This is a genomic window from Streptomyces sp. NPDC025638, assembly GCF_055558775.1.
On sequence record NZ_JBVHLX010000008.1, the window covers coordinates 168607 to 190141 of the forward strand.

Sequence of the window (21535 nt, forward strand, 5' to 3'; positions counted from 1 at the left end):
GGCCCCCGAGGCGGTCACCCTACTAGCTCTCGGTGACGGAGCGGCACCCTCCGGAGGCGCGCTGTGCACGGGCCGACGCGTAGAGACATACGGCGGCGGCGGTGGCCAGGTTCAGGCTCTCGGCCTTTCCATGGATCGGGACGCGCACGACGGCGTCCGCGAGGGCGCGCGTCTCCTGAGGGAGCCCCCAGGCCTCGTTGCCGAACACCCACGCGGTGGGCCCGCCCATGGTGCCCTTGTCGAGCTCGTCGTCGAGGTCGTCCGTACCGGCCCCGTCGGCGGCGAGGATGCGCACGCCGGCGTCCTTGAGGCCCTCGACCGCCCGCTCGACGGGGACGCCGACGGCGACGGGCAGATGGAACAGCGAGCCCACGGAGGCGCGCACGGCCTTGGGGTTGTACAGGTCGACGGAGGCGTCGGTGAGGACGACGGCCTCGGCGCCGGCGGCGTCGGCGCAGCGCAGCACGGTGCCGGCGTTGCCGGGGTCGCGCACGTGCGCGAGGACGGCGACCAGCTTGGGCCGGTCCGTGAGGATCTCCTCGAAGGGCGTGTCGAGGAACCGGCACACACCGACCAGCCCCTGCGGGGTGACGGTGGTGGAGATATCGGCGATCACTTGCTCGGAGGCGAGGTGGATCCGGGCCCCGGCGGTCCGGGCCTCGCCCACGATGTCGGCGTACCGCTCAGCGGCCTCGACGGTGGCGAACAACTCGACGAGCGTGGCGGCATCGTCGATTCGGTGCGCCGCCGCCTCCCGCACGGCCTGCGGCCCCTCCGCGAGGAACAGCCGGTCCTTGCCCCGGAAGTTCCGCCTGGCCAGCCGGCGGGCGGCGGCCACACGCGCGGAGCGGGGGGAGATCAGCTCGGGGGTGGCGGGGGGCATGGGCGTTCACCTTCAGCAGCTCGGATGTTCAGCGTGTGTCTCCCGGCAACAGCAGGACCCGCAGGCTCCAGCCTGCGGGTCCTTCAGTCACGTCGGCTCAGAGCCGGCAGCGTCACGCCGCCTTGGGGGCGTTGACGTCCGACGGCAGCGCCTTGTGAGCGACCTCGACGAGCGCGGCGAACGCGTTCGCGTCGTTGACGGCCAGCTCGGCCAGGATCTTGCGGTCGACCTCGACGTTCGCGGCCTTCAGACCCTGGATGAAGCGGTTGTAGGTCATACCGTTGGCGCGGGCAGCGGCGTTGATGCGCTGGATCCACAGCTGACGGAAGTCGCCCTTGCGCTTCTTGCGGTCGTTGTAGTTGTAGACCAGCGAGTGGGTGACCTGCTCCTTGGCCTTGCGGTACAGGCGCGAACGCTGACCGCGGTAGCCGGAGGCCTGCTCGAGGATCGCCCGGCGCTTCTTGTGGGCGTTGACTGCCCGCTTGACGCGTGCCACTTGTTAACTCCTTGTAGCGGGGCCGCGGTTGTCCTCACGCGGCCCGAAAACGATTGGGTCCCGGTCCTGACGTACGGCGCGGATCGATCGGACGATCAGGCGCCGCAGTGTCACTTGCCGAGAAGCTTCTTGATCTTCGCGGCGTCGCCCGGGGCCATCTCGGCGTTGCCGGTGAGGCGACGCGTCACGCGGGACGACTTGTGCTCGAGCAGGTGGCGCTTGCCGGCGCGCTCACGGAGCACCTTGCCGGAGCCGGTGACCTTGAAGCGCTTGCTGGCACCGCTGTGCGACTTGTTCTTCGGCATAGCGCCGTTCTCTCCTCGTCGGTGGCGCTCCGATGCCCGGTTGCGAAAACCGGGCACGGTGGAGCGTCGCTCTTGTATCGGTTACGTCCTGGGGACTCGCGTCCCCCGGGATCACGCCTCGGCGGATGCCTCGGCAGGGGCCTCGGCAGGAACCTCGGCATTCTCGGCGTTCTCGGCGTTCTCAAGGTCCGCGGCGTTCTGCGAGCGGCCGGGGTTGGCCTTCGCTTCTGCCTTGCGGGCTTCCTGCGCCTGGCGGGCCTCGGCCATCGCCTCGGTCTTCTTCTTGTGCGGACCGAGAACCATGATCATGTTTCGGCCGTCCTGCTTCGGGTTCGACTCCACGAAACCGAGGTCCTGGACGTCCTCCGCGAGGCGCTGCAGCAGTCGGTAGCCCAGCTCGGGCCGGGACTGCTCGCGACCACGGAACATGATCGTGATCTTGACCTTGTCGCCCTGCTTGAGGAACCGGACGACGTGACCCTTCTTGGTGTCATAGTCGTGCGGGTCGATCTTCGGCCGGAGCTTCATCTCCTTGATGACCGTGTGCGCCTGGTTCTTGCGCGCCTCACGGGCCTTCATGGCCGACTCGTACTTGAACTTCCCGTAGTCCATGAGCTTGCACACGGGCGGACGGGCGTTCGCCGCGACCTCGACCAGGTCCAGGTCGTACTCCTGCGCAAGCTCCAGTGCCTTGGCCAGGGGGACAATGCCCACCTGCTCGCCACTGGGACCGACAAGTCGCACCTCGGGAACGCGAATCCGGTCGTTGATGCGGGGCTCGGCGCTGATGGATCCTCCTCGGTAGCACCACACGGCGGTCTGGCGGACAGCCGCGTATGTCTCTGTTCGTAAGACCTAACCGCGCCGAAGCACAAAAAATGCCCCGGACGATCACAGGCGGGGCTCCAAAAACACTGCCGGAGCACCGCCGCGATGACCGCGGGGCGCGTTTCGGGCGACTCCACCGTCCGTACGGAACGGTGGTGGCCGCCTGACCGGGGTGACCCGCCGCCCCTGAGGACGGTCGGGTGGGAGATCGGAGCCTCCACTTGTGGGCCGGGCTGCTCGCCGTGTGGCATGCCTGTCCGGCCGGTCGTCACACAAGGTTAGCAGCATCGGGCGGCAAGGGCTAATCAGGGCCAAGTGGGGAGGGCACCCGTGCTGCACCTATCGTGTGGGTCATGAGTGAGACCCCCGACTTCGACTCCATGACCCGCGACATCGCCGAGGTCCCCGCGGTCGAGGTGATCGTGACGGTCGCCGTCAACCTGATGAGCGCCGCGGCCGTGAAGCTCGGTCTGACCGAGGAGGGCGAGAAGCACAAGGACCTGGACGAGGCCCGCAAGCTGGTGACCGCCCTCGCCGGTCTGCTGGACGCGAGCGCGACCGAGATCAGCTCCTTCCACGCCGCGCCGCTGCGCGACGGCCTGAAGTCACTGCAGCTGGCGTTCCGCGAGGCGTCGATCGTCCCGGACGAGCCGGGCCAGGGCCCCGGCGAGAAGTACACCGGGGCCGTCTACGGCTGACGGTCCCCACTCGGTCCGTCCTCATCCGTTCATCCGCGTACGGCCGTCCGCTCACGGTCATCCGCGTACGTACAGGGGCTCGCCCGGAGGCGTGGTCCCGGCCGGCAGCAGTGCCAGGTCGAGGCCCCGCACCAGGCGGGCCCTGAGTGTTTCGTCGGCCGCGAGCCGCTGGGCGACGGCACGCGCGGCCTCGGCGGGGGCGGCCGCAGGGTCCAGCACCAGGGCGAGGGTGCCGTCGGCCTCCCCGGGACCGAGGTGGGCGCTCAGCACGGCGGGCTCGGCGGCCACGGCGGCGCGGACGGCGCCGACGACGGCCGGGTCGGCGAGCGGGTCGGTCGTCGTACGGCCCTCGGCGAGCGCGAACAGCGCGGGCCCGGTCAGCTCGAACGGCACCGGACCGGACATGTCGAGGACCACCGTGTCCGCCTTCTCGTGCGCGGCGGCCCGCAGCGCCTGGTGCAGCGGTACGGCGACCGGGCGGGCGCCGGGGTCCCACAGGGCCAGCGCGTCCGTGGAGGTGAAGGCGGGCAGCGCGGTGCGGTCACCGGCCTTGAGGGTGGGTACGGCCATGTCGCTGGTCTTCTCGCGGCGCAGCCCGTTCTCGTCCTCCTCGACCTCGCCGAGCACGGCGACGACCGGGACGAGCAGCCGGGCGCCCTTGAGCGCCTCCAGAACGGGCCCCACGGCGGTGCGGTCCTCGGCCCAGGCGGCGAGCGCGGCGCTCAGCCGGGGATCGGCGGAGCCGTCGTCGTCGGAGTAGCCGGGGTCGGGAATGTTCTTGTTCGCCACGGTCCCCGACCCTATCGGGGGAATGCTGCTGGGCTTGTGCGGCCCCCGAAACCTCGCGGTCACCGGATTCACCGGAATCTCAGATTTCCCTGACGAGCTTCTAACACCGGTCTCACGGCCCGCACAGTCCACGCCCCGAGCATCGCCGGCATGGAGTCTTCCCGAGCCCGCCGTCGCCGCGCTCGTCCGTCCCGGAGCCGTATGTTCGTCCACACCGCGCTCGCCGTGGCCGCGCTGGCCGGGGTCACGGCGGGCGGCACGGCGTATGTGACGGCGCGGGCGCACTCGGGCCCCATATCCTCGGCGAAGTCGCCGTCGCCCGCGTCATCGTCATCGTCCTCTTCATCGTCATCGTCATCGGCCTCGGCGAGCGGGGAGGAATCGGTGGAACCCGTGGCGGAACCGACCGTTGACCGTGTCGCGCTGCTGACCGAGGCCATGAAGTCGGTGACGGTGCCGTCCTCGGCCAAGGTGTCGGCCGCGGTGCTGAGCCTGGACTCCGGCGAGAGCGCCGGCTACGGCGACGCGGCCTTCGACACCGCGAGCATCGTCAAGGTCGACATCCTGGCCGCCCTGCTGCTCCAGGCGCAGGACGCCGGCCGGCATCTCACGGCGACCGAGAAGGCGTACGCCACGAAGATGATCGAGAACAGTGACAATGCCTCCGCGACGGCGCTGTGGAACACCATCGGCCGGGCGGACGGCCTCGACGCGGCGAACAAGCGCCTCGGTCTCACGGAGACGGAGGGCGGTGACGGCGCGCTGTGGGGGCTGACCCAGACCACCGCCGCCGACCAACTCGTCCTGCTCCAGCAGGTGTTCGGGGACGACTCGAAGCTGAGCGAGGCCTCGCGGGCGTATCTCCAGCGGCTGATGAAGAACATCGAGGCCGACCAGCGCTGGGGGGTCTCCGCCGTGGCGGACGGCTCCGGATGGGCGCTGAAGAACGGCTGGCTGGCGCGCAGCACGACGGGCCTGTGGGACGTCAACAGCATCGGGCGCGTGACGGTCGACGGGACCGCCTATCTGGTGGCCGTCCTGTCGAACGGCAGCGCCTCGCAGGCGAAGGGCATCTCCCTGGTCGAGGCGGCGGCGAAGGCGGCCGTGTCGGCATTCACCGATGGTGACTCCGCGTCCGGGGCCGCGGCCGCTTCGGCCTCGGCGACGGAGACGGAGACGGAGACGGAGACGAACTGACGGTTCGTTCCGGCCGGGAGCCTCAGTGGCCGCCGTACCGGCGCGACGCGCGGCGGCTCCGCCACAGGACGACGGCCGCGACGAGGAGCACTCCGCCGGCGCTGCCCGCGAGGGGGCCGGCCCAGCCGGAAACACCGTCGGTGGCCTCGGCGCTGTCGGGTCCCGGGCCGAAGTACTTCTCGCCGTAGGCGGCCGAGTGGAGGCCCTGTGGTTTGAGGCGGGCGGCGGCCTTGATGGCGGCGGCCGGGTCGATGAAGCCGAAGCCGCGGGAGTCGTCGCGGCCCCCGCTCGGCGCGTCCCGGGCGGTGTCCTCCAAGAGCTTCTTGATCTGGGCCGGGGTCAGCCCCGGGTGGGCCGCCTTGACCAGGGCCGCCGCGCCCGAGACGAAGGCGGAGGCGGCGCTCGTCCCCCATCCCTCGTAGTACTTGTGGTCCGGGTCGGCGATGACGACGTCAACGCCGGGCGCGCTGACCGTGGCGTACCAGCGGCGGGTGGAGAAGGAGGCGCGGGTGCCGTAGCGGTCGACCGCGGCGGAGGCTATGACACCGGGGTAGGCGGCCGGGTAGGAGATGTGGTCGCCCTTCTCGCCGCCGTTGCCCGCGGAGGCGACGACGACGGCGCCCTTCTTGAGCGCGTACTGCACCGCCTCGTCCTCGCTGGGCTCCGGGTGCGCGGAGGCGGAGTCGTCGCCGAGGGACAGGTTGATGACGTCGGCACCGTGGTCGGCGGCCCAGCGGATGCCCTCGGCGAGGGCGTTGCCGCGGGTGCTGCGGGCCTTGCCGCGGGCGGTGTCGCCGTCCTCCAGGATCACCCGCACGGGCAGGATCTTGGCCTCGGGCGCGATGCCCATGACACCGTCGGCGTCACCGGTTCCATGGCCGTGTCCGGCGATGATCCCGGCCATGGCCGTTCCGTGCCGGGCCCAGGAACGGTCGCCGCGCTTCGCGCCGAAGCCGATCAGGTCCTTGCCCGGCAGGACGTTGCCGTCGAGGTCGGGGTGGTCGGCCTCGACGCCGGTGTCCAGGACCGCGACGGTGATGCCCTTGCCCTTGGTGGTCCGCCAGGCCTGCTGGGTGTGCATGGCGGACAGGGCCCACTGCTGGGCGCGGATGCCGTCGGCGTAGGCGGTGGTGGACGGCACGAGGGCCAGGGAACCGGCGAGGAGGAGGCTCAGGGCCGGGCCGGTCAGGCGGCCCACGCGGCGGCGGCCGTTCATGAGGGCGTCTCCGTGGCCGAGCTGACGGTCTGCCGCAGGCGCCGCTGGATGCGGTCGGCGAGACCCTGCGCCTCCTGGCCGAGGCCCGCCTGCGCGGGGGCGCTGGTGGCGCCGGAATCCATGGCGTCGGCGGCGGGCTGGGGAGAGTCGACCGTACGTCCGTCGGCCCAGCCGGAGACCGCGTAGACGACGACCGGGGCGTCGGTGAGGACGGAGATCGTCCAGGAGGCGCGCTGCTTGACGCCGAAGGCGGCGGCGACGGTGTTCTTGGCGGCGTACGGGCGGGGCATCAGGTCGGTACGGCGGTCCAGGCCCTCCTTCTTGAAGCGGCCGGCGAGGGAGGTCATGGCCGCGGAGTCGGCCTTGGTGAACAGGAGGCCGACGGTGGTGACGTAGCTCTGGGTGGCGTCGGTGTAGGTGGCCCTGAGCAGTCGCTGGCAGCCGACGGGGGCGAGGGCCTTGCGCAGCAGCGGGTCGAGGGCATTCGCGCAGCCGCTGTCCGGGGCGACGGCGACACGGGTCCAGGTGCGGTCGGCGCCGCCGGGTCCCGCGCCGCTGCCCTGCACGGTGGGCGGGAACAACTCGTCGACCGGCACGTTGTGCCACATCGCTCCGGCCGCGGCGAAACTGTTGCCGGCCCCCGGGCTCCCGGAGTCACCGGTGAGCCAACTCCCGGTCACCGCGCCGCCGATGAGCCCGAGCCCGATCACGACGCAGGCGGCGGCAGCGGCGGTCCGCGGCGCCGCCCACGCCCCCAGCGGGCGCGGCCGCCCGCGCTCGTCGTACCCCTCGGCCTCCCCGAACGACACCACATGCCGGGCCGCGCTCCAGGAGAGGGCCGGGTCCGGGGACACGGAGCTCGCCGGCGAGCCCGACGCTTGAGGAGCCGGGTTGCCGCCCACCCTGGCCGGACCCCACGCTTCGCCGGAGACCGGTTCACCGACGGGCCTCGGCGGCACGCCATCGGCCGAGCGGGGCGGGAAGACCGGCGCCGACGAAGTGACGTTGCCGGACGGCCCACCACCGGCCGAAGGGGGCGCGGACGACGGAGCGGGCGGGCCGGCAAGGTGGCGCGGGTCGCCATTCACCGGGCGCGGCGGAGCCGAGGTACCGGAGACATCGGCAGCGCGGGACGCCACACCCCCCGGGTGCCCGTCGGGCCTGGTGGTGGGTTTGGGCGGCACGGCGGCGGAATCGGTGCGCCCGACGGACTCGGCGCTCCTGGAGTCCGGTTCCCGATCAGGCTGCGGTGGTATGCCCGCGGAACCCGGGCGGGCGTCCGGCACGGGCGCCGTGGCGGGAGACGCGGAGTCCGGCCGGGTGGCCGGCCTGGGCGGTGCGGCGGGAGAGACCGGGCGCGACGGGGCCGCCGGGGCACCGGCGGACCGGCCGCCGGGCGGCTCGGGCGTCCGGGCCGGGGGCACCGGTCGCAGGCGGGCGGGCCGTTCCAGCCGAGTGGCAGGCGGGGTGCCGGGCCTCCCGGGCGGCGGCGTGGCTCCCGGTCCCGTCTGGTCGGCGCTCGTCCGGCGCGGCTCGCGACCGGCGGTGGGCGGGGCGTCGGGGAATCTTGCGGAGGCGGGCGGCGGGGGCGCGGATGCGGTGCTCGGAGTCAGGCGGAACGGGCGGAGGCTGGGGAAGCGGGGCTGCCCGTCCGGGGAACCGGCAGGGGTGCGGCCCGCGTCGCCCTCGCCGCCGCTCCGGGACACCGACTCGGCCGAGGGGACGTTCGGGCCCGGCGTGCGGCTGCCGGCCGGGGCGCCCGGACCCACGCGACGGCTCCCGGACGGCCCGCCCGGCAGTGGCCTGCCCTCGGAGAGGTCACCGTTCGTCGTGGCGTCGCCGGAGGCGGAGTCGTGGGGGCGGCCGGGGGGAGGTGTCGTGGGGCGGGGCGGGACCGGGGCGTGCTGCGCTTCCCTGCTCATGCACCCCCCGTTTCCTCGTGCCCGGGCCGTTTCCTCGTACGCGGGCCGCCGTCCTCGTCGCCCGGGCCCGGTGCGGGACAGTCCGCCCCCAGGCACGCATACCCGCAGCGGCGGCCCGGCATCCCGGCGCAGGGCGTCGGCCGGAGTCGTTCCGTCGTGCGTGCGCGTCACTCTACGGGGTGTCGCAGGGCGAACGGGAACCAGTCCGTGACCCCGGGGGTATCTGCCCGGAACGTCCCCCTACCCTGCGGTAATCCTGTCTGGCAGGCTTCGTGCATGACTGCGCGCGCCGCCGACCGGGCCCGTTACGACCGGGCCACCGCCCATCTCGACGCCCCTCTCGCGATCGTGGACCTGGACGCCTTCGACGCCAACGCGGACGATCTCGCCCGCCGGGCCGGCGGGAAACCGATCCGGGTCGCCAGCAAGTCCGTTCGCTGTCGTGCCCTGCTCGAACGCGTCCTCGCGAAGGACGGCTTCCGGGGCGTGATGTCCTTCACGCTCGCCGAGTCCCTGTGGCTGGCCCGCTCCGGTTTCGACGACGTCCTGCTCGCCTATCCGTCCGCCGACCGCACCGGTTACGCGGAGCTCACCGGCGACCCCAAGCTCGCCTCGGCCGTCACGGTCATGGTCGACGACGTCGCCCACCTCGACCTCATCGACGCCGCGCGCGCCGGCGGCCGTGAAGTCGTGCGCGTCTGCCTGGAGTTGGACACCTCGCTGAAGCTGCTCGGCGGACGGGTGCGGGTCGGGGCGCGGCGTTCGCCGCTGCACTCCCCCGCCCAGGTCGCGGAGCTGGCGCGGGCGGTGGCCCGGCGGCCCGGTTTCCGGCTCGTGGGGATCATGGCGTACGAGGGGCACATCGCCGGTGTCGGTGACGCCGTCGCCGGGCGGCCGCTGCGCTCCCGCGCGATACGGCTGATGCAGGCGACCGCCCGCCGTGAGCTGGCCGAGCGGCGCGCCGCGGTGGTGCGGGCGGTCCGGGCCGTGGTCCCGGACCTGGAGTTCGTCAACGGTGGCGGCACGGGCAGTGTGCAGCACACGGCGGCCGAGGACTGTGTCACCGAGATCGGGGCGGGTTCCGGACTGTATGTGCCGCGCCTCTTCGACAACTACACGTCCTTCAAGGGGCGTCCCGCCGCCCTCTTCGCCCTGCCGGTCGTGCGGCGGCCGGGGGTGGGCGTGGTGACCGTGCTCGGCGGCGGCTACCCGGCCTCCGGGGTGGCCGGGCCGGACCGGCTGCCGGTGCCGTATCTGCCGGAGGGGCTGGAGTACGACTCGCAGGAGGGCCCCGGCGAGGTGCAGACCCCGCTGCTCGGCTCGCCCGCCGACGACCTCCTCGTCGGCGACAAGGTGTGGTTCCGGCACGCCAAGGCCGGTGAGCTGTGCGAGCGCTTCGCCGCGCTGCACCTGATCGAGGGGGACACGGTGACCGCCACCGTGCCGACGTACCGGGGCGAGGGCCACACCTTCCTCTGATCGGTGCACGGTCGACCAGTGCACGGTCGATCAGTACACGGTGTCCGGCTCGTCCGGGACCGGCGTGCCGTCCTCCCGCCGGAGCGGCCCGTGGGTGCCGTCGGGGGCCGTGTAGGCCGTGGTCGAGCACGGGTACGGCTCGGGCCTGCGGGGCAGCGGGGCGATGAACATGGGGGTGACCAGCCAGCGGCGGTCGGCGTCGTCGTAGGCCCGGCACATCAGCTCGGGCTTGTTGCGGTTGACGGCCAGATGGACGCCGGTGGCGTCGCCGACGAAGGTGACGTCGGTGTCGGCGTCGCCTGCCGCGAGGGCGGGCCGCCGCTGCCGGGGCTGCCGCAGCCAGGCCGCGGCGCCCCGGACGCCGTACACCTCCTGGTTGATCCAGCAGCGCTTGCCGTCGATGTAGGGGATCACCTCGCCCCGGGTGGCCGGGATGCCGCCGCAGCCCTCGTTCCGGGGTGTGATGCGGCCCCGGCGGTCCAGGACCGGGCGGATGGCGATCGTGTGGGCCGCGTCGATGCCGACGCCCGCCGACCAGACCTCGGTGACGGGCTCGGCGCCCGCGGAGACGATGTAGACGTCGAATCCCGCCCGTTGGAGGGTGCGGATCAGGTCGCGCTGCTGGTCGTAGTAGCGGACGTACGCGGGGAGGGTGTGCGTGCCGAGGGTGCGCGTCGCGCCGACGGGGGCGGCCAGCGCCTCGCGGCGGGCGGCCGTGGCGTAGGCGGTGAGTTCGGCGGAGGTGCGGCCCGCGAAGAGCTGGGGCACCCAGGCGTACTGCGGCACGGTGCGCCGGTGGTTCCAGGTGCCCGCGAAGGCCGGGGCGCCGGTCATGGTGGTGGCGTTCTCGCGGATCTCCAGGATCTCGTCCGCGCAGCGGGGGCCGGACAGGACGGGGCCGCTGCCAGTGCCGCAGGCCCGGGTGAGGGCCTGGTCGGCGGCCGGGGTCAGCCACTTGCTGGTGTCCGTCCAGCGGTCCGGGCGGAGCAGCTTCCCGTGGCGCAGGGCCCAGGTGAGGGTCGCGTCGGTGACGTCGTTCTTGGTGACCGTGTTGTCCCAGTCGAACGCGGCCACCGCGCCCCGGCGGCCGGAACAGGTGCCGTAGGTGTCGATCACCCGTTGGAGGCGGGCGCGGTCGTCGCCGCGCCAAGTGCCGGTCAGCCGTGGGCAGTCGGAGCGTGCGGGCGGTTGTGGGGTCGCGGCCGTCAGGGTGGTGGCGGCCGCGACCAGGGTCCACGCGAGAAGGTGTCGCATACGACCCGAACCGTACCGGTCTGCCCCCTAGAGCGGCGTGACGTACGCGCCCGAGATTCCGCCGTCCACCAGGAAGTCGGTGGCGTTGACGAAGGCGGAGTCGTCGCTGGCCAGGAAGGCGACGGCGGCGGCGATCTCCTCGGCCTCGGCGAACCGGCCGACCGGGATGTGCACCAGCCGGCGGGCGGCCCGCTCCGGGTCCTTGGCGAACAGCTCCTGAAGGAGCGGGGTGTTGACCGGGCCCGGGCACAGGGCGTTCACGCGGATGCCCTCGCGGGCGAACTGCACGCCGAGTTCCCGGGACATGGCGAGCACGCCGCCCTTGGACGCGGTGTACGAGATCTGGGAGGTCGCCGCGCCCATCCGGGCCACGAAGGACGCCGTGTTGATGATGGACCCCTTGCCCTGGCGGCGCATGTAGGGGATGGCGGCCTTGCAGCACAGATAGACGGAGGTGAGGTTGACCTCTTGGACGCGCTTCCAGGCCTCCAGGCCGGTCTCCAGGATGGAGTCGTCGTCGGGCGGCGAGATGCCGGCGTTGTTGAAGGCGATGTCGACGCTGCCGTAGGTGTCGAAGGCCGCCTTGAAGAGGGCCTCGACCTGCTCGGGGTCGGTGACGTCGACCTTCACGAAGATCCCGCCGACCTCGTCGGCGGCGGCCTTGCCGCGGGCTTCGTCGACGTCGCCGCAGACGACGTGGGCGCCCTCGGAGGCGAGCCGGCGGGCGGCGGCCAGGCCGATGCCGCTGCCGGCTCCGGTGATGACGGCGGTACGGCCGACCAGGCGGCGGCAGATGGTTTCGTCGGTCATGAGCGGCTCAGGCCTCCGTGCTGATGAAGACGTTCTTGGTTTCGGTGAAGGCGGTCAGGGCGTCCGGGCCCAGTTCCCGGCCGAGGCCGGACTGCTTGAACCCGCCGAACGGGGTCGAGTAGCGGACGCTGGAGTGGGAGTTGACGGACAGGTTGCCCGCGCGGACGGCCCGCGAGACGCGCAGGGCGCGGCCCAGGTCGCGGGTCCACAGGGAGCCGGCAAGGCCGTAGGGGGTGTCGTTGGCGAGGCGTACGGCGTCCGCCTCGTCCGTGAAGGGCAGCAGGACGGCGACCGGGCCGAAGATCTCCTCGCGGGCCGCCTCGGAGTCCGGCCGCTCCCCCGTGAGCACGGTCGGGGCGAACCAGAAGCCGGGCCCGTCGGGCGCGCTGCCGCGCAGCGCACGGGCGTCGTCCGGCACGAAGGACCGTACGCGGTCCAGCTGCTGACGGGAGATCAGCGGGCCCATCTGGGTCTTCTCGTCGGCGGGGTCGCCGACCACCACGGCCGACAGGGCGTCGGCGAGGAACTCGTGGACCTCGTCGTACACGGACTCCTGGACGAGGATGCGGGTGCGGGCGCAGCAGTCCTGGCCGGAGTTGTCCAGGAAGGAGAACGGGTCGACCGCGGACTTCAGGTCGGCGTCGGCGAAGACGATGTTCGGGCTCTTGCCGCCGAGTTCGAGGGTGACGGGCTTGACCTGCCGGGCGCAGCGCTCCATGACCTCGCGGCCGGTGCGGCTGGAGCCGGTGAACACGATCTTCGCCACATCGGGGTGGTCGACCAGGGCGCGGCCGGCGATGTGGCCGTATCCGGGGAGGACTTGGAACAGCCCCTCCGGCAGGCCCGCCTCCAGCGCGAGTTCGGCGAGGCGCAGCGCGGTGAGCGGGGTGGTCTCGGCCGGCTTGAGGACGACGGCGTTGCCAGCGGCGAGCGCCGGGAAGGAGCCCCAGGCGGCGATGGGCATCGGGAAGTTCCAGGGGGCGATCACGCCGACCACCCCGAGGGGTTCCTGGAAGGTGACGTCCCAGCCGCCGGGCACGGGGATCTGCTTGCCGAGGAGGCGTTCGGCGCCGCCGGCCGCGTACAGCAGCAGGTCGCGGGCGTTGCCGGCCTCCCAGCGGGCGTTGCCGAGGAGGTGGCCGGCCTCGCGGACCTCCAGTTGGGCCAGTTCCTCGACGTGGGCGTCGACGACGTCGGCGAAGCGGCGCAGCAGGCGGGCGCGGTCGGCGGGAGCCGCGGCCGCCCATCCCCGCTGGGCGGCGGTCGCGCGGGCGACGGCGCGGTCCACCTCGGCCGCGTCGGCGGCGGGGACGGTGGCGACGACCTCCTCGGTCGCCGGGTTGAGTACCTGGAGCTCGGACTCGTTCGACACGGAAGGACCTCTCACATGCGTTCGAAGGAGCGGCGCAGCTCCCAGTCGGTCACCGCGGCGTCGAAGGCCTCCAGCTCGACGCGCGCCATGTTGCGGTAGTGCGCGACGACCTCGTCGCCGAAGGCGGCCTTGGCGATCGGGCTGTTCTCCCACAACTCGGCGGCCTCGCGCAGGGTGGTGGGGACGTGCTCGAAGTCGGCGGTGTAGGCGTTGCCGGGGCAGGGCTCGGGCAGCTCCAGCTTCTGCTCGATGCCGTACAGCCCCGCCGCGACCAGGCCGGCGACGGCGAGGTGCGGGTTGACGTCGCCGCCGGGCAGCCGGTTCTCGAAGCGCAGGGAGCGGCCGTGGCCGACGACCCGCAGGGCGCAGGTGCGGTTGTCGTGGCCCCAGGCGACGGCGGTCGGGGCGAAGGAGCCGGGCTGGAACCGCTTGTAGGAGTTGATGTGGGGGGCGTACAGGAGGGAGAAGTCGCGGAGGGCGGCGAGCTGGCCGGCGAGGAAGTGCCGCATGACCTCGCTCATCCCGTCGGGTCCCGTCATGGCGTTGGTGCCGTCGGCGTCCGCGAGCGAGAGGTGGATGTGACAGGAGTTGCCCTCGCGCTCGTTGTACTTGGCCATGAAGGTGATGGACACACCCTCCTGGGCGGCGATCTCCTTGGCTCCGGTCTTGTAGATGGCGTGCTGGTCGCAGGTGACCAGGGCCTCGTCGTAGCGGAAGGCGATCTCGTGCTGGCCGGGGTTGCACTCGCCCTTGGCGGACTCGACGGTGAGGCCGGCGCCGGCCATCTCGTTGCGGATGCGGCGCAGCAGGGGCTCGATGCGGCCGGTGCCGAGCACCGAGTAGTCGATGTTGTACTGGTTGGCCGGGGTCAGATCCCGGTAGTTCGCGTCCCAGGCCTGCTCGTAGCTGTCCTTGAAGACGATGAACTCCAGCTCGGTGCCGACCTGGGCGGTGTAGCCGAGCTCGGCGAGGCGGTCCAGCTGGCGGCGCAGGATCTGGCGGGGCGCGGCGACCACCGGGGAGCCGTCCTCCCAGGCCAGGTCGGCGATGAGCATGGCCGTGCCCGCGTTCCAGGGCACGCGGCGCAGGGTGGAGAGGTCGGGGTGCATGGCGAAGTCGCCGTAGCCGCGGTCCCAGGAGGACATCGCGTAGCCGTCGACGGTGTTCATCTCGGTGTCGACGGCGAGGAGGTAGTTGCAGCCCTCGGTGCCGTGGTGGAGAACCTCGTCGAGGAAGAATCGTGCGGCGAACCGCTTGCCCTGGAGTCGCCCTTGCATGTCGGGGAAGGCCAGGACGACAGTGTCGATCTCACCGCCGGCGACGAGGGTGTGCAGCTCCTCGACGCTGAGCGGGGGTGTGCGGTCTGCCACGGGAGAGCTCCTTCGGCTTCTGCGCTTTTTCGGCCGGGCCGGGAGCCATAAGGTATTGCGGAGAACCATTGCTTGGGAAGGGGGTACGGCCGGATGTCGCAGGACACTGAGCCCGGGAGGCTGGGCGACCGCCTCACGCCGGTGCTGCGGCCGGTGCGTGCGGGGAACGGCTTCGAGGAGGCTCTGGAGCAGATCCTGCAGGTCGTGCGGCTCGGTCTGGTGCCGGGAGGCGAGCGGCTGCCCGCCGAGCGGGAGCTGGCCGAGCGACTCGGGATCAGCCGGGTGACGCTGCGCGAGGTGCTGAAGGTGCTGCAGGACCAGGGGCTGGTGGAGTCGCGGCGCGGGCGGTACGGCGGAACATTCGTGCTGCCCCGGGCCGATGCCGGCGGCGAGGACGAGCTGCGGCGGCGGATCGCCGAGGTCGACATCGAGGACATGCTGCGCTTCCGGGAGGTCCTGGAGGTGGGCGCGGCCGGGCTGTGCGCGGCGCACGGACTGACCGACGGGCAGGCGGGGCGGCTGCGCGAGGCGCTGGCCCGCACGCACGACGCTCCGCTGGCCGACTACCGGCGCCTGGACACGCTGCTCCACCTCACCCTGGCGGAACTGTGCGGCTCGCCGACGCTGACCTCGCAGTACGCGGCGGTGCGGGCGACGGTGAACGACCTGCTCGACTGCATCCCGCTGCTGGTCCGCAATCTGGAGCATTCGCAGCGGCAGCACATCGCGCTGGTGGAGGCCGTGCTGGACGGCGACGCGGACGGGGCGCGGGAGATGATGCGGGAGCACTGCGCGGGCACGGCCGCGCTGCTGCGGGGGTTCCTGGCCTGAGGACGCGAACTCCTCACCCGGCGCGAGGGCTTGCCGTTCACCGGCACCTCGGCAAAGGTATGAACTCAATCCATTGCGGGGAGCGTGAGGACGTATGACGGGCAGGCCGCTGATCGGCATCAGTACCTATCTGGAGTCCGGGGTGCGGTGGAGCGCGTGGGCGATGGAGGCCGCGCTGCTGCCGGCCGGCTATCCGCGGCTGGTGCAGCGGGCCGGGGGGCTGGCCGCGATGCTGCCGCCGGACGGGCCGGAGCATGCGGCGGCGGCCGTGGCACGGCTGGACGGCCTGGTGATCGCCGGCGGTCCGGACGTCGAGCCGGTGCGCTACGGCGCGGAGCGCGACCCCCGCACGGGGCCGCCGGCCCGGGAGCGCGACGCCTGGGAACTGGCCCTGATCGACGCGGCGCTGGACGCGGGCGTACCGCTCCTCGGCATCTGCCGGGGCATGCAGCTGCTGAACGTGGCCCTCGGCGGCACGCTCACCCAGCACATCGACGGGCACGCGGAGGCTCCCGGGGTGTTCAGCAGCCATCCGGTCAAGCCGGTGCCGGGAACGCGGTACGCGCAGGCGGTCCCGGAGGAGACATCCGTGCCCACGTTCCACCACCAGGCGATGGACCGCCTGGGCGAAGGACTCGTCGCATCGGCGTACGCGGCCGACGGCACGGTGGAGGCGATCGAACCGGCACTGGGCGACCGGTGGCTGCTGGGCGTGCAGTGGCATCCGGAGATGGGCGAGGACCTACGGGTGATGCGGGAGCTGGTACGGGCCGCTTCGTGAGCGGCAGCCACGCCCGAGCGGCGCGGCGCCCGCGCCGAAGCGTTCGCCCTCGCGTGAGCGACAACAGCGCCCGTGCGTGAGGAGCGCCGGGCCCGCCCCGCCGACCGCGTAAGCCTTCACCGCCGTGGTGGCCGGGGTGGAGGAGAGCTCGATGAGCGCACGGCAGGATCGGCGGGGTGGCCGCCAAGGTGCGAGCCGCTTCGTGAGCGGTAGCCGCGGCTGAGCGGCGGGGTCCGCGCCGAAGTGTTCATCCCCGCGTCAGCGACAGCAGTTCCCGTGCCGGACCCGTCGGGCGGTGTCCCGTCGGCCAGACCGCGCGTAGGTCTCTGGCCAGCAGGATCCCGTCGACGGGGATGCTCACCAGGCGGCGCATGGCGAGTTCCTCGCGGACGGCGAGTTCGCTGAGGACCGCCGGGCCCGCCCCGCTGACCGCGGAGGCCTTCACCGCCGTGGTGGAGGAGAGCTCGATGAGGGGCCGGGCCAGACCTCCAAGGGCCGCGTCGAGGACTTGGCGGGTGCCGGAGCCGCGCTCGCGCAGGATCAGCGGGGTGGCCGCCAGTTCGGTGGCCGGGAGGGGCTGTCTGCGGCGGGCCCAGGGATGGCCGGGGGCCGTGACGACGATCAGGCGGTCATGGGCGATCACGGCGGAGTCCAGACCCGGAGGCACCGTCAGCCCCTCCACGAAGCCCACGTCGGCCTCGTCCGCCAGCAGACGCTCCGCCACCGCCGCCGAGTTGCCGGCCAGCAGCGACACCGCTGTGTCGGGGCGATCGGCACGCAGAGCCAGCAGCCAGCCCGGGAGCAGATACTCGGCGATCGTCATGCTGGCCGCGACCCGCAGACGCGAGTCGCGGCGGTCGCGCAGCGCCTGCGCCCCCACGTCGAAGGCCTCCGCCGCCTCCACGACCCGCCTCGCCCAGTCCGTCACCAGCGCACCGGCGTCCGTGAGCCGGGAGCCGCGCGGCGAGCGGTCCACGAGGGCCACACCCAACTGGCGTTCCATCGAGCGGATCCGGCTGCTGGCCGCGGGCTGGGTGATGCCGACCTCCCGCGCGGCCGCCCCGAGACTGCCCAGCCGGGCCACCGCCAGCAGCAGTTCCAGGGCCCCGAGGTCCGGCACCCGATGCGCCAGGGTTCCCGGTCCGCGCCGCTCCTCCACCTCACTCATAAGACCAGCTTATGCCCTCATAGAGATGAACTCCCTGGTCGCAGCCGTGCGCCCGCACGAAGGTGGAGCCATGGTCACCGCAGCCGTCCGCAATCTCGGCCCCAACTGGTACGCATCCGTCATGGGCACGGCGGTCGTGGGCACCGCCGGCGCCGCGCTCCCCCTGCACAGCGGCGCCCTGCGCCTCGCGTGCACCGTCGTATGGGCGGCCTCGGGCGTGCTGCTCCTGGTCCTTCTCGGCGCCCGCGCCCTGCACTGGACCCACCACCGCGACCAGGCCCGGGCCCACCTCCTCGACCCGGCGACGGCCCCGTTCTACGGCTGCCTGTCCATGGCCCTGCTGGCCGTCGGCGGCGGCGCGATGGCCGTCGGACGGGACTGGATCGGAATCCGGGCGGCGGTCGCCCTCGACGGCGTGCTGTTCGTCGCCGGTACGGTCGTCGGGCTCACGGCCGCCGTCGCCGTGCCGTACCTCATGGCTGTGCGGCACCGGATCGAGCCGGGGCAGGCCACACCCGTGTGGCTGCTGCCGCTGGTCGCGCCCATGGTGTCCGCCGCGCTCGGTCCTGCCCTCGTGCCCCGCCTCCCGGCCGGACAGCCCAGGGAGACCCTGCTGCTCGCCTGCTTCGCGATGTTCGGGCTCAGCCTGCTCGCCACGCTGCTGATGCTGCCCGTGGTCTTCGCCCGGCTGATCACTGGGGGCCCGCTGCCGCTCGCGCTCACACCGACGTTGTTCCTGGTCCTCGGGCCGCTCGGGCAGTCCACCACCGCCGTCGGGACGTTCGCGGATGTCGCGCCCGGGGTCGTACCCGCCCCGTACGACCAGGGCTTCGCTCTGCTCGCCGTCCTGTACGGGGTGCCGGTCATGGGCTTCGCGCTGCTGTGGTTCGGGCTGGCCGCCGCCCATGTGGTGCGGGCCCGGCGGCACGGGATGGGGTTCGCGATGACGTGGTGGGCGTTCACCTTTCCGGTGGGCACCTGTGTCACCGGGGCCGCGGCGCTCGCCCGGCACACGGGGCTGGCCGTGTACGGCTGGCTGGCGGTGGGGCTGTATGCCGTGCTCGTCGCGGCCTGGGCGGCGGCGGCCTGTGGCACGGCACGCGGGCTGGTCAGCGGTGAGCTGCTCGCAGGGCCCCGGCCAGCACCCGCGGCGCCTCGGCCAGTGACGGGCCGTACCACGTCAGGTGCCGTCCGCTGACGAGCGCGCAGGGCAGGCCGGGGAAGGCCTCCGGGCCGTCCTCGGGTGTGAAGCGGTACGGCTCGTCCGGGAGGACGACCAGGTCCGGAGCCGCTGCCCGCAGCTCGTCGAGCGGAATGCGGGGGTAGCGGTCCGCGTGCCCCGCGTAGAGGTGGTCGACGCCCAGGCGGCCGAGTACATCGCCCGCGAAGGTGTCCCGGCCCAGGACCATCCACGGGCGCCGCCAGATCGGTACGACCGCCGTGGCACGGGCAGCGGGTACCGCAAGCGACGACCAGGCGCGCTCCGCCTCCACCAGCCAGCCGGGGTGTTCCGGCGCGCCGCACGCGGCCAGTACCCGGGTCAGCTCCCGGAAGGCCTGCGGTACGTCCCGGACCTCGGTGACCAGCACCTGAAGGCCGGCCGCGCGCAGGGCGTCGAGGTCGGGGGCGCGGTTCTCCTCCTCGTTGGCGACCACCAGGTCGGGGGCCAGGTCCACGATTCGGTCGAGCCGGGGGTTCTTGGTGCCGCCCACGCGGGTGACGTCCAGGCCCGCCGGGTGGGTGCACCAGTCCGTCGCGCCGACCAGGACACCGGGCGCGGTCACGGCCACCGCCTCGGTGAGCGAGGGAACCAGGGAGACGACCCGCACTAGCGGGACCGGTCCTGGACCGCCTCGATGTGCTCGGCCACCGCCACGACGATCACGCGGGTGTCGGGCACCGTGGCCCGCCAACGGTGCCGGACCCCGCCCGTGAGGTACAGGGTGTCGCCGCGGCCGAGCCGGTAGGCGCGGCCCTCCGCCTCGATCTCCACGGCGCCGTCGGCGACGTACATCAACTCGTCGTTGCGGTGCTGGAATTCGCGTCCGGCGTCATGGTCGCCGGTGAACTCCGAGGCGTGCAGCTGATGGTGGCCGCGGACCAGGGAGCGCACCCGGGGCGTGAAGTCCTGCTCGGGGCTGTCGGAGCGCACGACGTCGACACTGCAGGCGGGGTCGGCGGCGGCGAGGAGTTCGACGGCCGTCGTGCGCAGGGCGTCGGCGACCTTCTCCAGGGAGCCTGTGCTGGGGCGTGCCCGGTCGTTCTCGATCTGACTCAGGAAGGGCACCGACAGTCCGCTGCGCTCGGATACGACGGCGAGGGTGAGCTCCAGCGCACGGCGTCGTCGCCGGACGGCCGCGCCCACCCGCACGGGCTGTTGTTCTTTGTGGTCGCCCATCGCTCCGGCTCCCTCCTTCGCTCGTCGCTGAGCTGTGCGGGTGCCCGGCGTCGGGCACAACGCGTCTGATGAGTTCTCTGCACCCTACGCATGTTCGGCAAACCGTTTCATGCGGCCGTCACATCCATGTCACATCGCGTGGGTGTGACCCTTACGGTTCGCGCCAGTGGACGAGCCCGTGCGCCCGCCCCGTCCTGGGGCCATGATCGTGTGTCACCCCCTCGATACCGTGCGCGGTCGGCGGCTCCCGGTCGCGGCCACGCGAAGCTTGGGCGATGACGTAGCGCTATGTGGTTGGCCGGATCCTTCTCGTGGGCGGTGAAGGCGCCTAGGATCACCGGCGGTGGCCGGCATCGCTGTTGGGGGGACGACTGTGCAACGCCCGGACGACCGTCTCGCATCCGCGCTGCGCTTCGCGACGGAGCTGGTGGCCTGGGTGGCCACGCCCTGGGCCCTGGCCGCGCACTCCTGGGCGTTGGCGGTGCTCTCGCTGGTGCTGCTGATCGGTCTGCCGACCGTCTTCGCGACGCCGGGCGACAAGTCGAACGTGATCGTCCCCGTTCCGGGCGAGGTCACCATCCTGCTCGTGCTGCTCCAGTTCGGCGCGGCCGTGGCCTCGGCGTGGTACCTGTGGCCGGCCTGGGCGGCCGCCCTGGTGTCTCTCCTCGCCGCCGTCGCCCTCGTCACGGAACGCCCGCGGTGGCGGTGGCTGCGGTCCCTGCCGGTTCGTCGCGGCGGGTGACCGTCAGTGCCGTACGGCATGATGCGAGGCGTGACCGGACGACTGATGCTCCTCGACACCGCCTCGCTGTACTTCCGCGCCTACTTCGGCGTCCCCGACTCGGTGAAGGCGCCTGACGGCACGCCGGTGAACGCCGTGCGCGGGCTGCTGGACTTCATCGACCGGCTGGTCAAGGACCACCGTCCCGACCGCCTGGTGGCCTGCATGGACGCCGACTGGCGGCCGCGGTGGCGGGTCGACCTCATCCCCTCCTACAAGGCACACCGGGTGGCCGAGGAGCACGAGGTGGGACCGGACGAGGAGGAGGTGCCGGACACGCTCTCCCCGCAGGTGCCGGTCATCGAGGACGTGCTCGACGCGCTGGGCATCGCGCGGGTCGGAGTCGCGGAGTACGAGGCCGACGACGTGATCGGTACGTTCACCGCGCGCGCCGACGGCCCGGTGGACATCGTCACCGGTGACCGCGACCTGTACCAACTCGTGGACGACGCGCGCGGGGTGCGGGTGCTGTACCCCCTCAAGGGCGTGGGCACCCTGCAGATGACCGACGAGGCCCTGCTGCGCGAGAAGTACGGGGTGGACGGCAGCGGGTACGCGGACCTGGCGCTGCTGCGCGGCGACCCGAGCGACGGACTGCCCGGTGTGCCCGGCATCGGCGAGAAGACGGCCGCCAAGCTGCTGGCCGAGTTCGGCAACCTCGACGGGATCATGGCCGCGGTCGACGACCCCAAGGCGAAGCTCACGCCGTCGCAGCGCAAGCGCCTCGACGAGGCCCGGCCGTACGTCGCCGTCGCGCCGAAGGTCGTCCGGGTGGCCGCGGACGTGCCGCTGCCGCAGGTCGACACGGCGCTGCCGCGCACACCGCGCGACCCTGCGGGGCTGGACGAGCTGGCGGTGCGCTGGGGCCTGGGCGGTTCCCTGCACCGGCTGCTGACGACGCTGGAGGCCTGAGCGGCCCGAGTATTTTTCCGGCAAAACACGGTCACCCGGTCCGCA

At 72.8% G+C, this 21535-nt stretch carries 22 protein-coding genes; 8 read left to right on the forward strand and 14 right to left on the reverse strand.

Translation table 11 applies throughout. The features are described from left to right. Nucleotides 1–22: 22 nt before the first annotated feature. The 4 genes from ACZ4EG_RS21970 to infC form a co-directional block, all read right to left on the reverse strand. A complete protein-coding gene (locus tag ACZ4EG_RS21970; RefSeq protein WP_467791765.1) occupies nucleotides 23–883 on the reverse strand; it encodes a TrmH family RNA methyltransferase in 861 nt (286 codons plus the stop codon). A gap of 112 nt (nucleotides 884–995) precedes the next feature. Continuing rightward, nucleotides 996–1379, reverse strand: a complete 384-nt coding sequence (gene rplT, locus ACZ4EG_RS21975; RefSeq protein ID WP_390710937.1) for a 50S ribosomal protein L20 — start codon at nucleotides 1377–1379, stop codon at nucleotides 996–998. A 110-nt stretch (nucleotides 1380–1489) separates the two neighbouring features. Next, complete coding sequence (rpmI, locus tag ACZ4EG_RS21980) at nucleotides 1490–1684, reverse strand: 50S ribosomal protein L35 (RefSeq protein WP_004933563.1); 195 nt, start codon at nucleotides 1682–1684, stop codon at nucleotides 1490–1492. 111 nt (nucleotides 1685–1795) lie between these two features. Then, entirely contained in the window at nucleotides 1796–2497 is a 702-nt protein-coding gene (infC, locus tag ACZ4EG_RS21985) for a translation initiation factor IF-3 (protein ID WP_467791766.1), read from the reverse strand. Nucleotides 2498–2865: 368 nt separating this feature from the next. Here infC and ACZ4EG_RS21990 point away from each other — a divergent pair, with 368 nt between their 5' ends. Beyond that, on the forward strand, nucleotides 2866–3210 hold the full coding sequence (locus ACZ4EG_RS21990) for a DUF1844 domain-containing protein (RefSeq protein ID WP_263206808.1): 345 nt from the start codon (nucleotides 2866–2868) through the stop codon (nucleotides 3208–3210). 57 nt (nucleotides 3211–3267) lie between these two features. On the opposite strand, the gene ACZ4EG_RS21995 is transcribed toward ACZ4EG_RS21990, so the two are convergent. Further along, nucleotides 3268–3999, reverse strand: a complete 732-nt coding sequence (locus ACZ4EG_RS21995; protein WP_453549679.1) for an SseB family protein — start codon at nucleotides 3997–3999, stop codon at nucleotides 3268–3270. Nucleotides 4000–4149: 150 nt separating this feature from the next. Here ACZ4EG_RS21995 and ACZ4EG_RS22000 point away from each other — a divergent pair, with 150 nt between their 5' ends. Further along, on the forward strand, nucleotides 4150–5196 hold the full coding sequence (locus ACZ4EG_RS22000) for a serine hydrolase (protein ID WP_467791767.1): 1047 nt from the start codon (nucleotides 4150–4152) through the stop codon (nucleotides 5194–5196). 22 nt (nucleotides 5197–5218) lie between these two features. Here ACZ4EG_RS22000 and mycP read toward each other — a convergent pair whose 3' ends face one another. After that, complete coding sequence (mycP, locus tag ACZ4EG_RS22005) at nucleotides 5219–6412, reverse strand: type VII secretion-associated serine protease mycosin (RefSeq protein WP_467791768.1); 1194 nt, start codon at nucleotides 6410–6412, stop codon at nucleotides 5219–5221. After that, a complete protein-coding gene (locus ACZ4EG_RS22010) occupies nucleotides 6409–7221 on the reverse strand; it encodes a hypothetical protein (RefSeq protein WP_453550117.1) in 813 nt (270 codons plus the stop codon). The genes mycP and ACZ4EG_RS22010 overlap by 4 nt, the downstream gene beginning before the upstream one ends. 1389 nt (nucleotides 7222–8610) lie before the next feature. Between ACZ4EG_RS22010 and ACZ4EG_RS22015 the strand changes: the two genes are divergently transcribed. Further along, nucleotides 8611–9813, forward strand: a complete 1203-nt coding sequence (locus ACZ4EG_RS22015; protein ID WP_467791769.1) for an amino acid deaminase/aldolase — start codon at nucleotides 8611–8613, stop codon at nucleotides 9811–9813. A 30-nt stretch (nucleotides 9814–9843) separates the two neighbouring features. Here the strand turns inward: ACZ4EG_RS22015 and ACZ4EG_RS22020 are convergent, their stop codons facing one another. From ACZ4EG_RS22020 to ACZ4EG_RS22035, 4 genes are read right to left on the reverse strand one after another with little or no spacing between them, the layout of a single operon-like run. Next, on the reverse strand, nucleotides 9844–11067 hold the full coding sequence (locus ACZ4EG_RS22020; RefSeq protein WP_467791770.1) for an HAD family hydrolase: 1224 nt from the start codon (nucleotides 11065–11067) through the stop codon (nucleotides 9844–9846). 27 nt (nucleotides 11068–11094) lie between these two features. Then, complete coding sequence (locus ACZ4EG_RS22025; protein ID WP_390710945.1) at nucleotides 11095–11877, reverse strand: 3-oxoacyl-ACP reductase; 783 nt, start codon at nucleotides 11875–11877, stop codon at nucleotides 11095–11097. Between the two features lie 7 nt (nucleotides 11878–11884). Next, nucleotides 11885–13249, reverse strand: coding sequence for an aldehyde dehydrogenase family protein (locus tag ACZ4EG_RS22030; protein WP_453549691.1), 1365 nt, complete (start codon nucleotides 13247–13249; stop codon nucleotides 11885–11887). A gap of 11 nt (nucleotides 13250–13260) precedes the next feature. After that, entirely contained in the window at nucleotides 13261–14619 is a 1359-nt protein-coding gene (locus ACZ4EG_RS22035; protein WP_390710947.1) for a glutamine synthetase family protein, read from the reverse strand. 93 nt (nucleotides 14620–14712) lie between these two features. Between ACZ4EG_RS22035 and ACZ4EG_RS22040 the strand changes: the two genes are divergently transcribed. Continuing rightward, a complete protein-coding gene (locus ACZ4EG_RS22040) occupies nucleotides 14713–15450 on the forward strand; it encodes a FadR/GntR family transcriptional regulator (RefSeq protein ID WP_453549695.1) in 738 nt (245 codons plus the stop codon). A gap of 94 nt (nucleotides 15451–15544) precedes the next feature. Then, nucleotides 15545–16231, forward strand: a complete 687-nt coding sequence (locus ACZ4EG_RS22045; RefSeq protein WP_467791771.1) for a gamma-glutamyl-gamma-aminobutyrate hydrolase family protein — start codon at nucleotides 15545–15547, stop codon at nucleotides 16229–16231. A gap of 247 nt (nucleotides 16232–16478) precedes the next feature. Here the strand turns inward: ACZ4EG_RS22045 and ACZ4EG_RS22050 are convergent, their stop codons facing one another. After that, complete coding sequence (locus tag ACZ4EG_RS22050; protein ID WP_453549700.1) at nucleotides 16479–17399, reverse strand: LysR family transcriptional regulator; 921 nt, start codon at nucleotides 17397–17399, stop codon at nucleotides 16479–16481. A gap of 70 nt (nucleotides 17400–17469) precedes the next feature. Here ACZ4EG_RS22050 and ACZ4EG_RS22055 point away from each other — a divergent pair, with 70 nt between their 5' ends. Further along, nucleotides 17470–18597 carry a TDT family transporter gene (locus tag ACZ4EG_RS22055; RefSeq protein ID WP_467791772.1) on the forward strand — a complete coding sequence of 376 codons (1128 nt, stop codon included), beginning with the start codon at nucleotides 17470–17472 and terminating at the stop codon, nucleotides 18595–18597. On the opposite strand, the gene ACZ4EG_RS22060 is transcribed toward ACZ4EG_RS22055, so the two are convergent. Next, nucleotides 18509–19228 (reverse strand): helical backbone metal receptor, encoded by a 720-nt coding sequence (locus tag ACZ4EG_RS22060; protein ID WP_467791773.1) that lies wholly within the window; start codon nucleotides 19226–19228, stop codon nucleotides 18509–18511. The genes ACZ4EG_RS22055 and ACZ4EG_RS22060 overlap by 89 nt on opposite strands. Then, complete coding sequence (locus ACZ4EG_RS22065) at nucleotides 19228–19797, reverse strand: helix-turn-helix domain-containing protein (RefSeq protein ID WP_363296713.1); 570 nt, start codon at nucleotides 19795–19797, stop codon at nucleotides 19228–19230. Before ACZ4EG_RS22065 ends, ACZ4EG_RS22060 begins: the two co-directional genes overlap by 1 nt. A 373-nt stretch (nucleotides 19798–20170) precedes the next feature. Between ACZ4EG_RS22065 and ACZ4EG_RS22070 the strand changes: the two genes are divergently transcribed. Both ACZ4EG_RS22070 and ACZ4EG_RS22075 read left to right on the forward strand, forming a co-directional pair. Beyond that, nucleotides 20171–20539, forward strand: coding sequence for a hypothetical protein (locus ACZ4EG_RS22070; RefSeq protein WP_467791774.1), 369 nt, complete (start codon nucleotides 20171–20173; stop codon nucleotides 20537–20539). 21 nt (nucleotides 20540–20560) lie between these two features. Beyond that, nucleotides 20561–21490, forward strand: a complete 930-nt coding sequence (locus ACZ4EG_RS22075) for a 5'-3' exonuclease (protein ID WP_467791878.1) — start codon at nucleotides 20561–20563, stop codon at nucleotides 21488–21490. Nucleotides 21491–21535 lie beyond the last annotated feature (45 nt).

Bases quoted from the DNA above. Each gene is read 5' to 3' on its own strand.
- ACZ4EG_RS21970 (WP_467791765.1), bottom strand. From the start codon at position 883: ATGCCCCCCGCCACCCCCGAGCTGATCTCCCCCCGCTCCGCGCGTGTG.
- rpmI (WP_004933563.1), bottom strand. From the start codon at position 1,684: ATGCCGAAGAACAAGTCGCACAGCGGTGCCAGCAAGCGCTTCAAGGTC.
- ACZ4EG_RS21990 (WP_263206808.1), top strand. From the start codon at position 2,866: ATGAGTGAGACCCCCGACTTCGACTCCATGACCCGCGACATCGCCGAG.
- ACZ4EG_RS22000 (WP_467791767.1), top strand. From the start codon at position 4,150: ATGGAGTCTTCCCGAGCCCGCCGTCGCCGCGCTCGTCCGTCCCGGAGC.
- mycP (WP_467791768.1), bottom strand. From the start codon at position 6,412: ATGAACGGCCGCCGCCGCGTGGGCCGCCTGACCGGCCCGGCCCTGAGC.
- ACZ4EG_RS22015 (WP_467791769.1), top strand. From the start codon at position 8,611: ATGACTGCGCGCGCCGCCGACCGGGCCCGTTACGACCGGGCCACCGCC.
- ACZ4EG_RS22020 (WP_467791770.1), bottom strand. From the start codon at position 11,067: ATGCGACACCTTCTCGCGTGGACCCTGGTCGCGGCCGCCACCACCCTG.
- ACZ4EG_RS22025 (WP_390710945.1), bottom strand. From the start codon at position 11,877: ATGACCGACGAAACCATCTGCCGCCGCCTGGTCGGCCGTACCGCCGTC.
- ACZ4EG_RS22040 (WP_453549695.1), top strand. From the start codon at position 14,713: ATGTCGCAGGACACTGAGCCCGGGAGGCTGGGCGACCGCCTCACGCCG.
- ACZ4EG_RS22045 (WP_467791771.1), top strand. From the start codon at position 15,545: ATGACGGGCAGGCCGCTGATCGGCATCAGTACCTATCTGGAGTCCGGG.
- ACZ4EG_RS22050 (WP_453549700.1), bottom strand. From the start codon at position 17,399: ATGAGTGAGGTGGAGGAGCGGCGCGGACCGGGAACCCTGGCGCATCGG.
- ACZ4EG_RS22055 (WP_467791772.1), top strand. From the start codon at position 17,470: ATGGTCACCGCAGCCGTCCGCAATCTCGGCCCCAACTGGTACGCATCC.
- ACZ4EG_RS22065 (WP_363296713.1), bottom strand. From the start codon at position 19,797: ATGGGCGACCACAAAGAACAACAGCCCGTGCGGGTGGGCGCGGCCGTC.
- ACZ4EG_RS22075 (WP_467791878.1), top strand. From the start codon at position 20,561: ATGCGAGGCGTGACCGGACGACTGATGCTCCTCGACACCGCCTCGCTG.